General features: G+C 50.2%; 10 protein-coding genes. 8 read left to right on the top strand and 2 right to left on the bottom strand.

Going from position 1 to position 14,092, the window contains the following annotated elements:
• Nucleotides 1-147 precede the first annotated feature (147 nt).
• The 5 genes from ACEW81_RS02640 (at nucleotide 148) to ACEW81_RS02620 (ending at nucleotide 8,884) form a co-directional block, all read left to right on the top strand.
• Nucleotides 148-771, top strand: a complete 624-nt coding sequence (locus ACEW81_RS02640; RefSeq protein ID WP_373531414.1) for an SRPBCC family protein — start codon at nucleotides 148-150, stop codon at nucleotides 769-771.
• Between the two features lie 83 nt (nucleotides 772-854).
• Nucleotides 855-1,475, top strand: coding sequence for a hypothetical protein (locus tag ACEW81_RS02635; protein ID WP_373531413.1), 621 nt, complete (start codon nucleotides 855-857; stop codon nucleotides 1,473-1,475).
• Nucleotides 1,476-1,627: 152 nt separating this feature from the next.
• Nucleotides 1,628-4,471, top strand: a complete 2,844-nt coding sequence (locus ACEW81_RS02630) for a PilZ domain-containing protein (protein ID WP_373531412.1) — start codon at nucleotides 1,628-1,630, stop codon at nucleotides 4,469-4,471.
• 185 nt (nucleotides 4,472-4,656) lie between these two features.
• Nucleotides 4,657-8,520: a tetratricopeptide repeat protein gene (locus ACEW81_RS02625; RefSeq protein WP_373531411.1), complete on the top strand. Its 3,864-nt coding sequence runs from the start codon at nucleotides 4,657-4,659 to the stop codon at nucleotides 8,518-8,520.
• Between the two features lie 40 nt (nucleotides 8,521-8,560).
• Complete coding sequence (locus ACEW81_RS02620; protein WP_373531410.1) at nucleotides 8,561-8,884, top strand: hypothetical protein; 324 nt, start codon at nucleotides 8,561-8,563, stop codon at nucleotides 8,882-8,884.
• 113 nt (nucleotides 8,885-8,997) lie between these two features.
• On the opposite strand, the gene glnA is transcribed toward ACEW81_RS02620, so the two are convergent.
• A complete protein-coding gene (gene glnA, locus ACEW81_RS02615) occupies nucleotides 8,998-10,365 on the bottom strand; it encodes a type I glutamate--ammonia ligase (RefSeq protein WP_373531409.1) in 1,368 nt (455 codons plus the stop codon).
• Between the two features lie 181 nt (nucleotides 10,366-10,546).
• The gene (locus ACEW81_RS02610; RefSeq protein ID WP_373531408.1) at nucleotides 10,547-11,260 is read right to left on the bottom strand and encodes a hypothetical protein; all 714 of its coding nucleotides are present in this window, start codon (nucleotides 11,258-11,260) and stop codon (nucleotides 10,547-10,549) included.
• A gap of 16 nt (nucleotides 11,261-11,276) precedes the next feature.
• Here ACEW81_RS02610 and ACEW81_RS02605 point away from each other — a divergent pair, with 16 nt between their 5' ends.
• The 3 genes from ACEW81_RS02605 to ACEW81_RS02595 all read left to right on the top strand — a co-directional run bounded on the left by ACEW81_RS02605 (nucleotide 11,277) and on the right by ACEW81_RS02595 (nucleotide 14,050).
• The gene (locus ACEW81_RS02605) at nucleotides 11,277-11,414 is read left to right on the top strand and encodes a hypothetical protein (RefSeq protein ID WP_373531407.1); all 138 of its coding nucleotides are present in this window, start codon (nucleotides 11,277-11,279) and stop codon (nucleotides 11,412-11,414) included.
• 171 nt (nucleotides 11,415-11,585) lie between these two features.
• Nucleotides 11,586-12,887, top strand: coding sequence for a serine--tRNA ligase (serS, locus tag ACEW81_RS02600; protein ID WP_373531406.1), 1,302 nt, complete (start codon nucleotides 11,586-11,588; stop codon nucleotides 12,885-12,887).
• The gene (locus ACEW81_RS02595) at nucleotides 12,884-14,050 is read left to right on the top strand and encodes a type IV pilus twitching motility protein PilT (protein ID WP_373531405.1); all 1,167 of its coding nucleotides are present in this window, start codon (nucleotides 12,884-12,886) and stop codon (nucleotides 14,048-14,050) included. Before serS ends, ACEW81_RS02595 begins: the two co-directional genes overlap by 4 nt.
• Nucleotides 14,051-14,092: the final 42 nt, after the last annotated feature.

Here is a 14,092-nt window from a genome sequence, read left to right as displayed (position 1 = left end):
AACTCTTGACTCTCTTTGGCGTCGTTACTTTATAGAAGGGGTGTTATCAACATGATTTGCGCCCCGGTTCCCAAAAAAACGATCGTCTATACTATATATTATTACGGAAAATGGTTTTCCTGAAAATCTTTTGGAGGATTTTGCCTAGTGTTTGTTACTTCATTACGCTTACACGCCCGGCAAGCCTTGCTTCTCGGTCACTGTTTTACCCTTGGTGCTTTTTTAATGGGCTTGCTGTTAGTAGGCTCTGTCGCTCAGGCAGAATCTGCCGAGTGGCAAACTCTAAAGCAGGGCAATGTCATCGTCAAACAGTACACGGCCCCCAATACGGTGCCTTCGGTCGAGGCTAAAATTCTCATTGCCAAGTCCCCTGAAACGGTGTGGACGGTGGTCAGTGATCAGAAGACCCTGTTATCGCAAGAACGCAAGGTGAAAAGGCTTCAGGTGTTGTCCAAAACGGGCAACAAGCAAACCGTTGCCTTTACGGTGTTGATGACCCATTTACTCCCCTCCTTCAACTATATTTTATCGCAGGAACTGTCACCCCCTCACTCGTTGACGTTTCATCGGGTGAGCGGTAGCTTTCGGGATATCCAAGGCTCTTGGCGCTTAACCCCGGCGGATAATGGCACAAAAACCATTCTCAGTTACAACCTGAAACTGGATCCTGGCCCCTTGGTGCCACACGCCATGATTCTGGCTGCGGTTAAGTCGGACTTGCCCAGTTTTATGCGCAATGCCAAGGCCTCTATCAATAAAAACACGCCATGATCCTTGGGGTCTGGCTTGTTTTCCGGCCTGTCTCAAATTCAGGTGTCTTGTCCTGCCCACTGGTTTTGGAGTAGGCTGATTAGATGAGTCCAGTCAACAATGTTTTAAAATTTCCTGGTGGTCAGTCCAGCGATTTTAATTTGAAGCTATTTGCGGTCATTTTCTTTCTCGCTTTGGCTTACATCATGACCTTGGGTACCGGCATGTCCGAAGAGGGCTTTATGGTACTGATTGTGCTGGGCCTGGCCTACAATTTTCTGGTGCGCCATGGCATTCGGAACGTGGATTATTTAAAGCGCAACAAAATCATACTGATGATTGTGGGTGTGATTTTGCTGGTGGCTTTTTATCCCTTTGCGCTGGTGTTGGTTCTGTTGGCCGGATTTTACTGGTTGCTGGTGGGCCGTTCCGGTCGAGAGGCCCCTTATTTTCTGCGCTTTCACATATTGACCGGGCTTATTCTCAACTTTTTTATTCTATTCCCCTATCTTCTGCTCAGAGCTTTTTTAGACCTGCTGCAAGCCATCTTAAAGCTAGCCCCTTTGTCTGTCATTTCTACACCTTTGGCCAGCTTGAGTGCCATGGTGCCGCTTGTGTTTATGGGTATCTTTTTAATAAGCGCCTTGTGGCTTTCGGTAAGCGCTTTAATGGGTCGCACCCCTTATATTTTGTGGGTTACTGGCAACGTACGGCATTGGGCCTGATTGTTCTTTCTTAAACCTCTTCCCTAAATATCTTCCGTACATCTCCTCTGTTTGGAGGGTGTCGGTTTGCGTCCGCAAGAGGATGATAATGCTACACTGGCCGGATTTTATCCGTGAGGTGGGTGACGGAGAGCATTAGGACGTTTTTCCTTATGAATGGCGCAACTCGAAAAATTTTAACCATAGCGGCCCTGTTGTTGGGTGTGGTGGCGGTTCTATTTATTTTCTGGCAAATTCCTACCCAGGATCCCGCCACAGCGGCTTTTTCCTCGGGTGCTTCTATCTCCGATTATGCGTCTACTTATTCGGGTGTTTTGTCCCGTCCACTTTTCCCGGATACCTCCCTGTTTTTGCCTTTACTGTTGCAGGTATTGGTATCCTGTTTGCTGATAGTGGCTATGGTGGTAACGGCCATCTTTTTTCCCACTGCCCGTAAGTTTGTCATGTTACTCACGGTGTTAACCAGTGTGCGCCATTTGTTATGGCGGGGTCTGGATACTTTGGATTTCAGTAATCCGTTGGCTATTTTTATTTCGGTGCTGATTTATGGGGCCGAAGTGCTGGCCTTTTTTGGCATGGCCATTGGCTACTTTCAGGTGTGGGGCCAAACGGATCATCAATCGGTCAGCCTGAGTCGATTTACCCCCGAGCAGTTGCCCTCGGTGGATATTATGGTTTGCACCTACGGCGAGCCGGTCAGCGTTTTGTACCGCTCGCTGGTAGGTTGCCAGGGGGTGGATTACCCCAAGAAAACCGTTTATCTCTGCGATGACGGCAATCGCCCTGAAATGAGGCAGTTGGCCGAAAAGCTGAATGTTCAATACATTACCCGCCCGGAAAATACCCATGCCAAGGCCGGTAACCTGAACAACGCCATGCAGTACAGCAACAGCGAATTAATTCTGGTATTTGACGCGGATCACGTCCCTTCTAGAAACTTCCTCAATGAAACGGTCGGCTTTTTTCTGGATGAGCGGCTGGGCTTTGTGCAAACCCCTCAACACTTTTTTACGGATGATCCGTTTCAGCGCAACCTGTTGTCTTCTAAAGAAATTAATAACGAGCAGGATCTGTTTTTCCACGTGATTCAACCGGGGAACGATTATTGGGGCGCTGCCTTTTTCGCAGGAAGTGGCGCGCTATTTCGCCGTGCCGCCCTGCAAAGCGTAGATGGGTTTGCTGTGGAAACCATTACCGAAGACGTACATACCGGCATGCGAATTCACGGCATGGGCTGGAAATCGCTTTATTACAATCGTGATTTGGCCGCCGGGATGGCTCAGGATAGCTTTGCGGATGTAATTAAACAACGCTTGCGCTGGGCACGCGGAATGACCCAAATTTATTGCCTGGAAAACCCCATATTTGCCAAGGGTTTAAGTCTTGCCCAGCGGCTTTGTTACTTTACGGGCATTTGGTACTTTTTCCACGGTCTGCCCCGGTTAATTTTTATGGTAGCCCCCCTGTTTTTCCTGTTGTTTGGCTTTAAAACGGTAAACTCCGGCTTTGTAGAAGTATTGATTTACTACACCCCCAGCTTTTTAGCCACCACGTTGGGTTACATCATTATTTCCCGAGGGGTGCGCCATAGCTTCTGGTCAGAAGTGTATGAAACCTGCTTCTGCATTTACCTGAGCTTAACTACTTTTTTAACCTTTCTGTCGCCCAAGCGGGCCAAGTTTCGGGTAACGCCCAAAGGGGGCCTTACCGAAAAACTGAACTTCAACTGGCGAATTGTTTTCCCTCAGGTCATGATTGCCGCTTTAACCATTGTGGGCATTGGCATGGCCGTCATTCGAGGCATTCATACCCCGGAATACGCTGGAGGTATTTATACCAACCTGGCCTGGTCGTTGTATAACCTGATTTTATTACTGGGTGCCATTTATGTGGCTCAGGAGCGTCCCCAATTCCGGTTGACTCCCCGTATTTTTCGGCGGATTCGTTGTGAATTGAAATTACTGGATAATTCTATTGCGGTCGGTTACACCACCAATATCAGTGAAAGTGGTGTGGCGCTGGTGTTTGATGAGCCGGTTCCCATTTCGGGCACCGTTTTACTCAAGCTGATGGATTGGGATATTAACGAAACCACTATTCTTTCCGTACAAGTGGTGCGAAGTGTGGTGGATGAAAGCAACCGCCACTATATCGGTTTTCAGGTGGTCGATCGCACTGAGGAACAGCATCAGAAGCTGGTGCGCCATATGTTTGGTTCCGCTGAAATTTGGGCCGATGATTATGTGTACACCAACACCAGCAAGTCTTTCTGGCAGTTAATTACCACGCCCTTCCGGCTCTCTTCTGCGGTTGAAACCCCTTTAAAGCGGGGAGCGCCACGGTTTCAGGCCACGCTATCTTGTGTGGTGAATGTGGATAATCAGTTTGTCATAGGTTTTTCCAATGAAGTCAGTGAAAGCGGTATTTCGGTCTATCTGAAAAAAGGCCCCAAGTTGGAAATGGGTCAGCCGGTTCGCATCCGCATTCAGTGGCAATCGGGAGAAATCAGTGAGCTGTCCGCAGTGGTAAAACGGGTAGAAGATGCGGGTGGTGGCCAGTTAAAAACCGGCTTGGAATTTGCCCAGCTGACTGCCGAGCAACGGGTTGATTTGGCCAAGCAAATCTATCGTCCCAAAGATCGCCTGATTCGGGTGGCGCCTTCGGTGAGCAAGTTTATGAATTGCACCCTGATCCCGGTGGACGGCTCTGCGCCGGTAAGCGGCATGACCCAGGAGATTAGCGAGCTGGGCGTGATTGTGAACCTGAAGGGTCGTACTGATTTGCAGATGCGCCAGAAGGTCTGGATTCAATTGGCCTGGGATGGTCAGCAGGGAGAAAAATATCCCGGTGAAGTGGTGGATGTTTCGGTCTACTACGGAAACCATGTGGCCTTGGTCTATTTCGATGGTCTGGATATGAAAACGCTGGACCAGCTGAGCGCTCGGCTTCATGAACCCGCTGAAAGCAAGGCTTTCAAAACCCTGATTGTCGATTAGACAGGGTATAAAATGAAAAAAGAGTATAAAAACAAGTATAATGATGAGACGGTAAACGGTAAGAAGATCCAATTAAAAAAAGACCTTTTTTGTATCCAGTGGTGTGACACGCGGGTAAACAAACCCTGAGCCTTCAAGGGCTGACTTTTGTAATACCCCAATGAATAACGGGACAGACGAGTGAGATGAAAAAAGAATTGGTTGGCATGACCCTTGCGGTAAGCATTGGCCTGAACGCCTGCGCTTTCGCCGCTGCCCCGGCTCCCATCAGTGGTGCTTTTCAGGTGCGATATCCTGCTTTAAAATCGCGTCAGGGATTGAACTTTCTAGCGCCATCAGAAAACCCGGATCTGCAGGCCCTGGCCATGGCGGAACCTCAGGGGCTGGATGATCGTTTTTCTGGAGATCACCTGTTATTGGCTTTGGCCAAATCCGCTGCCCGGCCAGCTGCTACCAGTAGCGCTTTAAATCAGGGAATCGCCAATTACAATCGGGGATATGTGGAAAAGGCCATTCCATTTTTTGAACAAGCCGCTCAACAAAATGCGCAAAGCGAAGCCCCGTTTATCTGGTTGGCCCGTTCTTACCAAAAGCAGGGAAAGCCTGCCGATTTAACCAAGGCCAAAGCCGCTTATCAAAAAGTGCTAACCCTCAATCCCAATAACGTGGAAGCCTTGTCCAATCTGGGCGAAATGTGGAGTTGGGATCCGGCTTTACGGGCCGAGGCGGTCAATTTGCTAAAGCGGGGTCATGAACTCAACCCCAAAGATGCCGGTATCGCCAAAAAATTATCGGAAGCCTTGTTTTGGCAGGGTAACGCCATGGATGCCTTGCGCTATGCGGCCCCCATTGCCAACCAGTACCAGAATGATAAAAAATTCATGGCCGAATACGCGCAAATGCTTTCTGTAACCGGGCATGCCGATGAAGCCTTAAAAATCTACAGCACCATTCTCCAGGGAGAAGGAACGCCAAGTATTGGCCTGAAAGTGAATCAGGCCAGAGCGTTTCACGGTAGCGGACAAACTCAAAAAGCCCAAGCCTTGTACGAGGAAATTGGTCGCACGGTGGCCAACACCCCACTTTCCAAAGAGCCGGATTTTATTCAGTCCATGTCTTCTTTGGCCTTTGACTTGGGCTTATTCGCCGAGTCCTTCAAGTGGGATCAAACCTTGCCCGCTTCCACCAGCCGACAAAAAGACGTCCAGCTTCGCCAAGCCCGTGCCTTAACCAAAGTGTATCGGGTGCCGGAAGCCATTGATCGTTTTCACCGCCTGTATGAAGCCGGGTTGTTAACCACCGATGAAAAGCTGGAATACGCCGAATATATTCGCATGCTACACTTGGCCCCCGATGCTTTACCGGCCCCGAATTTACTGGAAACGCTATATGCCGAGGCCGCTCAGGAATCTCCCAATAACCCGGAAGTGGCATTGCGTATGGCTCGCCTGTACAGCGAAGAAGCCAACCGGTTTGATGACACGGTGAGCGCTTATCAAAAAGCGTTGGGCAATCCCGCTTTGCAAAACCGGGCCACTGTGCAAAAAGAATTTCTGGATTACCTGAAAACCGATAAAACCCAACCGGTGGTGGTGGAAAATCTGTTTAAGCAAATGCTGAGTGAATCGCCGGATGATTTGCAGGTGAAAACGGCGTATGCGGAATATTTATCGTGGCAGACCGATCGGCGCTCCGAAGCCTTGCGCATGTACGTGGAACTGGGGCAAGCCGATACCCTGAACGCGGAAGCCTGGGAAAGCCGTATTGAGGAAGTGTTGAAATGGCATAAACCCACCACCGCCATGATTCCGGTTTATCAGGAAGTGGTGAATCTTTACCCACAAAATAAAGCCATTTGGCTTGCCGTGGCCAGAGCTTACGCCAGTGATAAAAATTACTATACGGAATCCATAGAAACTTACAGCAAACTGGTCAAAAATCATCCCGATGATGGCACCATCAAGCGGGAATGGCTGGGTTTGTTGCTTTCTAACGAGCGTCATCGCAGCGACAATGTACGGTTGCTTAAAACCATGACCACCGAAAATCCGGGCGACTTGGACGTGTTGGCCGCCTATGGCAAGTTGCTGTCTTATGAGCATCAGTATGGCCGAGCCAACGATGCGTTTGAGCAGGTTTTGAGTCAAAATCCCGAGCATCGGGAAGCCTTGGTGGGCAAGGGTTACGTTATTTTATGGAGTGGTCGTAAACTGGCCGCCAAAGACTTTTTTCAGGACTTGCGGGCCAAGTATCCCGATGATGTCGATGTGGCTTTGGGGCTGGCTCAAACCGAAAAATTACTGGGTCGTTATGATCAGGCCATGAAGATTATTCAAGAAATCAAACCCTTGATGGATCAAGCGGATCAGGCGGATCAGGGGGTTCCAAGCAACCCGCAATCAAGCGCCTTACCCCTGCAAAACGATGCGTTTTTGCCCGTTGCCTATCAGGCAGGCGAGATCAATGCATGGCAAGATAATAGTGTTCAAGACTACAGCATTGTGCCTGTTCAGACACCTGTACAGATTGCGGAGGCCAGCCCGGATGACCTGAATGCGTTGCGCTCTGAAATTGACGCGCTATCGGATGCGGTTAATACCTTGAAGCTGTTACAGGAAAGCTCCCGCAATCAGTTGGATCACCTGGACAAAACCATTCGCACCACCCGAGATGCCGTTCCTTATGAAATGAGCTTACAAGCGCCCGATGAAAGCGACACACAATTGGCAAAGTTTGCCGGGGGCAATGCGACCGATGAAACCGGTCTGACTGCCACTTCCAGCGGTGGAACCCGCGCGGTGGGGCAGGCAGGGATGAGCAAAGCCTATGGCAATTACACTGCGCTGGATTATGACACCAACCCCTTGCTATCCGGCTTAGGGCGTTTCCGTAACGATGATTTGGATGACCTGGAAAAAGGGCTGGCAAACGATTTACGCCCTATGATTCGTTCCGGCTTTCAATACTCTCGGCAAGGGGGAGATGATACCACCACCCGCTTGTCCAGTTGGGGCTTTCCCAGTCAGGTTAGCTTGTCGCTGACTCCGCAAGTTCGGGTTAGAGCCGCCTTTCGTCCGGGCCGGTTTTTCCTGCCCAATGGTGTTTCTCCCGATAGCACCAACGCCTTTGAATACGGCGTTGGGGGCACCATTAAATATTGGGATCGCCTGACTTTGGATGGCGATATGGCCTTTACCCGCTTTAGTCAAAGTGAAAGCACCAATGTTACTTTTCAGGCTCAGGCCCAATATGATTTTAACGACAGCATTCGGGCCAAAGTGGGCATGAGTCGGCTGCCTCAATATACCTCTTTGTTAACGCTGGCGGGCTTGCGTCCCAATCAGGGTGCTTTCCGGGGCGACTTAGTAGGACAGGCCCGTGAAAATAGTATTTACGGGGAATTAAACACCCATCCCTTCAGCCAGAATGTAGACTGGAATCTGGGCTATGCATGGGCTTGGGTGGATGGTTCCAAAATCCCCACCAACTACAAAAATCAGGCCTTTACCTCCTTGGGTTATACCTGGCACTATGGCGCTCGGCAACAAGTGCGGCTGGGTTATGAATTTCTGTACTTTGGTTACGGTAAAAACGCCACCAATGGCTTTTTTGACACCACTGCCGCCGGAGTGGACGATCCGGTGGCTAACCTGAGGCCGGTGACTTTGGCCAATTCCAATTATGTCTTTGGTGGTTATTACAGCCCCAAGCTATTCCTGATGAACGCGGGCCGACTGGATTTCCGGGGCAGTTTGTTCAACAAATTCCTGGAATATAAAATGGGTGGCAGTCTGGGCGCCCAAACCGTGCGCCTGGGTAGCGGCATTCAGGAAGATGGTAACGGAACCACCTTGAGCAAAGCGTTTGATGCGAACCTGATTTTGAACTTTACAGACTGGCTGGCCGCTTATGGCGATGTGGATTATCTGGATGCGGGTGGTCAGTTTAACCGCTGGCGCTTTGGGGGCGGTTTGATTGTACGGCCTCATATCGATGCCTTATCTCCCGTGTTTGGTACCAAGCCTTCCAAAAAAATGTCCAAGAAATAACCCATGTGGCAATAACTTGATGCGTAGACAGTAAGCGACAATGCGCCAAAAGCCATTTGAAATTATGCGGTGGGAATCTCCCAGTCCGCCCACGCTTGATTTTTTGACTCGCATGATGACCCGAGAGGGTTTGCAGGCCAGTCAGACAGAGTTGCCTGCCCAAAGCCGTTCACCGGAAGTAAAGTTTGAGAAAACAGTGGTGATGGTGGTGGCATCGGGGCAGTTGCAATACGCTTTTCCGGGCTATGGGGTTATTGATGTGGATGCGGGGGATATTCTGGAAATCAATCCCGGTGTGCTTTACGATGTGACGGTGAGCAGTAGTGAACCGGCCATTTTGCTGCAAGCGCTGCGAGAGGCGTGACCAAAAAGAGCGCCGGACCGCTCTCTGATGAAAAAAGGAGTGCCGGAGCGCTCTGATGAAAAAAGGAGCGCCGGAGCGCTCCTTTAATCGGGACCTCTACAACAGACCGGAGTCTAGTAGCGGGCCATATAGCGATCAATTTCCCAAGGGGTTACATCGGTGCGATACGCATCCCACTCAATGGTTTTGGCCTTGATGTACTCGTGGAAGATATGCTCGCCCAAGGCTTCTTTGGCCACTGCGCTGTTTTTCAGTTCTTCCATGGCTTCATACAGGCTACCCGGCAGGGCAGGAATATTCTGCACCTTGCGCTCATCGGCAGAAAGTTTGTAGATGTTGGCGGTTACCGGGCTGGGCGGCTCAATTTTGTTTTTAACGCCATCCAGGCCTGCCAGCAACATGGCGGCAAATGCCATGTAGGGGTTGGCCGCCGGATCGGGAGAGCGCAATTCCACACGGGTGGCGTTGCCTCGTTTGGCCGGTACTCTCAGCAAGGCGCTGCGGTTGGCCGCAGACCATGCCACATAAACCGGGGCCTCATAGCCTGGAACCAGCCGTTTATAGCTGTTTACCAGCGGGTTGGTAATGGCCGTAATGCCCCGAATATTTTTGAGCAAGCCGCCAATAAAGTGCATGGAGGTTTGAGAAAGCTGATAATCACCTTTCTCGTCATAAAAAGCATTGCCCCCACCCACTTTGGCCAAAGACTGGTTGCAGTGCATACCGGAACCATTGACCCCAAAAACCGGCTTGGGCATAAACGAGGCATGCAGGCCATGTTTTGCGGCAATTTGGCGGGTGATGATTTTAACGGTGGTTACATTATCCGCCTGAGACAGCGCATCGGAATATTTGAAATCAATTTCGTGCTGACCGCTGGCCACTTCGTGGTGATCCGCTTCCATTTCAAAGCCCAAACGCTCCAGGGTGTCTACAATCTCGCCCCGCACGATCTCGCCGAGATCATCCGGCCCAATGTCGTAGTATCCGGCGGCGTCATGGGTTTCGGTGGAAGGGGTGCCATCCGGGTTGCGTTTGAACAGGAAAAATTCCAGTTCAGGGCCAACGTTGTAGGTGTAGCCCAGTTTTTGCGCTTCTTTCAGTACCCGTTTCAGGTTGTTTCTGGGGCAGCCGTCAAAGGGGGTGCCATCCGGGTTGTAAATATCGCAGATTACACGGGCCACGGCACGATCGCCTTCCAGCCAGGGCATGACCGCAAAACTGCTTAAATCCGGGTAGAAAAACATGTCCGAGGTTTCAATCGTCCGAAACCCGGCGATGGAAGATCCATCCAGCATGATTTCATTATTCAGGGCTTTTTCCAGTTGGTGGACATGGATGCCCATGCTTTTGGGCATGCCGTGGATGTCCACGAACTGAAGGCGAAGTAACTTGACATCCCGCTCTTTCGCCTCTTTCAGGATGTCCGCCACGGAGCGAGTGGGCCGACCGGTCGGCACAGGGATTTCGACGTTCGTCATTTCAGATTCCTTATAAAAAACACACAACGGTTTAGAATCGCCGAGAACACGATGGGGAATTTAGCGCTCTATGGACGGCTATTGTACCTTAAACAACCCGATACCGCCATTGAATTCGATACGTTGAATCAGGCAGTGTCATTCAGACTCTGTTTTGTTTGCTGATTCTGTAGACGCCCGATTAATAGGTCAGTATTTGTCGTTGATCGGTTGCTGTTGGGTAAGTTGGGCTTTCCCAGGTTTGACCGGCTTGCTGGATCAACAGCGTTACTGTGCGCTGATCGGGAGAAACGCGGATTTGAACCTTCATGGGGGTGGGCGCGTTGGGATTTCTGGGGCTTAAGGGGCTTGGGGTGCCTTCAACGGCTAAATTGGCATCCGGGGTAGCAACGGGGTGCGTGTTGAAACGCAGCACGGTTTTATTTCGTTGGGTGAGCAAAAAATAAAGGCTCTCTGCATTTCCGTGGGTGTTAGGGGTGGGATCGGGTTTCAGTAGGTACATTCCCGGCTGGATAATGCTTTCGGCTGTTTCAAAAGGCATGGGTAGCCGAATTAAAGGGTAAGGGCTGGCAGGGGGATCTTTGGGTCCTGCTTTGGTTATTTGCGCCTCGGTGGGCAGGGGCTTTTCCGGCTCTTTGGGTTTTCCGAAAAATGGCCATGAACGTTTTTTAGTTGATTGGGACGGGCTATGCGGCTCTGTTTTATTCAAAGCGGCCTGGGGGTTGTTTCCAAGGGGCGCTTGCTCGGTTTTTTGCGGAAAGTAAACCGGCTCGGGCCAGTATTCATTGCTTGTATCGGTGGTATCGGCCATGGCGCTGGATACCCCAATCACCATTAAAAATAAAATTAAAGCTCCCCCCCAAGCTGGTCGATACCAGCTTTGTCTGTTAATCAAAGCGGGATGCCTGGTAATGAAACTGGATAAAGAAAAAATCATTTTAGTCACAACCAAATATCTGGCTTACTTGATTAATACGGTGATTATCCTGGTGGTGGGCGGTTTGGTGGCGGCCTGGATTTATCTACTTTATAAATCAGGAACCAGCTAACGGCATACACACTACTGTATCTGTTAGTGTAATGGCTTTTCTTTCCTTTGCCATCGGGTAGGCGAAGGATGGCTGGGGTATAATAGCCTTGTTGTTATTTGTGACTGTACGGCGATGGTTTGCATTTAAAGGTTTATTCTGGCCAGCCTGACCCGTATTTTGGATGGAAAAATGCTGGACATTAAACTGATTCGTGAAAACCCGGAAGCCGTTAATCAGGCTTTAAAACGCCGCAAGCCCGATCTGTCCATTGATGCGATTCTGTTGCTGGATGCCCGGCGGCGGGAGCTTTTGCAGGAAGAGGAATCCTTACGGAGTCAGCGCAATCAGATTACCCAGCAAATTGCCCTGGCCAAAAAAGAGGGCAGGGATACAGAGGCCATTCAACAACAAACCCGAGCTCTGGCCGACCGCATTAAGGAAATTGAAACGCAAAAAGAAGACTTGGCTCAGCAGCAAAACACTTTATTGCTGGATATTCCCAATATGCCCTTGCCCGAAACCCCGGATGGGGCCGATGAATCCGCTAACGTGGTGTTAAGAAGCTGGGGTGATGAATTTAAGTCTCGTTATTGCCCCGAAACGCTGCCGCATTATGAAATCGGAGCCAATTTGGGCATTCTGGATTTTGATCGGGGGGTAAAAGTGGCCCAGTCCCGGTTTTCGGTGATTCGGGGCGAAGGCTCTCGCATGGAGAGGGCTTTGATTAACTTTATGCTGGATACCCACACTGAGCATGGGTATGAGGAAATTTTGCCGCCCTTTTTAGTGAACCGCCAAGCCATGACTGGTACGGGTCAACTGCCCAAGTTTGAGGCGGATATGTTTCGGTGTAAGGATGATGAACTGTTTTTGATTCCCACTGCCGAGGTGCCGGTTACCAATTTATATGGTGGGGAATTGCTCTCTGAAAATCAGTTGCCTGTTCAAATGGTGGCCTACACCCCTTGTTTTCGTCGGGAAGCTGGCAGTGCGGGCAAAGATACCCGTGGTCTGATTCGTCAGCATCAGTTTGATAAAATTGAGCTGGTGAAGCTGTGCAAGCCCGAAGAGAGCGAAGCCGAGCATTTAAAATTGCTGGCTGATGCGGAGCGAATTTTGCAAAAGCTGGAACTGCCGTATCGGGTAGTGGCTTTGTGCGCTGGCGATATCGGTTTTTCCGCCGCCCGTTGCTTTGATATTGAAGTCTGGATGCCCGCACAGGGTGTTTATCGGGAAATTTCCAGTTGCAGCGTATTTACCGATTTTCAGGCTCGCCGAATTGGCTTGAAATATCGCTCCGAGGCCACTGGAAAGCCTGCTTTCCTTCATACCATTAATGGATCGGGCCTTGCGGTGGGGCGCACCTTGGCCGCTATTTTAGAAAATTATCAGATCAACCATCAGGAGGTGGTGATTCCAGAAGCGCTGCGTCCATACTTTAGAAATGGATTAACCCGGTTGACAGCCGCAAAAAGCAAGGAACTGGTATGAGCGTCGATCCCACGTCTTCTTCTCTAAACGACAGTAATGTGCCAAAGCAAATCATCGCCGCCGGACCTGCGGAGCCGTCTGCTCTGGATCTGGATACTTTTTTGCGAATGGCGGTTGCTCAAGGGGTTTCCGACATTCATCTCCGGGTGGGTTCACCGCCGGTGATGCGGAAAGATGGCGATATTACCCGTACCAAAATGCCACCTTTGACCGAAATGGCCATTCAGCAATTTGCCAAAAGCATTATTCCCGATAAAATTCTGCCTCGGCTGAAAAATAAAACCGACTTCGACTTCAGCTTTATGCTGGATAACATCTGCCGTTTTCGGGTCAACCTGTTTTACGAAATGGGCCGTATCGGCTTGGTAATGCGTTTGATTACCCTGAAAATTCCTACCCTGGAAGAGTTGGGGCATCCTGCCGTGGTCAGTCGCTTTGCGGATTTGAACAAAGGGCTGGTACTGGTAACGGGTCCCACGGGTTCGGGTAAGTCCACCACGCTGGCGGCTTTATTAAACACCATTAACCGCACCCAAAGTAAGCATATCGTAACTCTGGAAGATCCGGTGGAGTACCTGTACCAAAGCGATCAGTGTGTGGTGACCCAGCGGCAGCTTGGTTTGGATACCGACAGTTTTCCCAACGGCATTAAATACGCCTTGCGTCAGGATCCTGATGTAATGCTGATTGGAGAAATGCGGGATCGGGAAACCATGATGGCTGCCTTGCATGCCGCTGAAACCGGTCACCTGGTTTTTTCCACCTTGCACACCACCGATTCCGTACAAACCATCAACCGTATTATCAATGCCTTTGAACCTTACGAGCGAGAGCCTATTCGCAATCAGCTGGCCGGTGTTTTGCAGGGCACCATTTCTCAGCGTCTGGTTAAAAAAGCGGAAGGCAAAGGCCGTTTGGCTGTGGCCGAAGTGATGGTGGTTTCTCCCGCCATTCGCGATTATATTTTGAGAGACGAGATGGGTGAAATTTATCAGTTGCTCAACAACGCTGAGTTTGAAGGGGTTCGCAGCCTCAACAATGCCTTGTATTGGGCGTATCGTAACCAGCTTATTACAGCTGAGGACGCCTTGAGTATCTCTGAAAATTCGTCGGAACTTCAGCAGATGTTGCGGGGGGCTTTTCACGGGACGAATAGTTTTTAGGGATGAGTCTAAACCCTCTCTGCGGATTCTTTTTGCGGTTTA

Origin of the sequence: Vampirovibrio sp. (assembly GCF_041737375.1) — a bacterium.
GTDB lineage: Bacteria > Cyanobacteriota > Vampirovibrionia > Vampirovibrionales > Vampirovibrionaceae > Vampirovibrio.
Note: the sequence above shows the minus strand (reverse complement) of the source record. Positions and strands in the feature narration are given on the sequence as shown.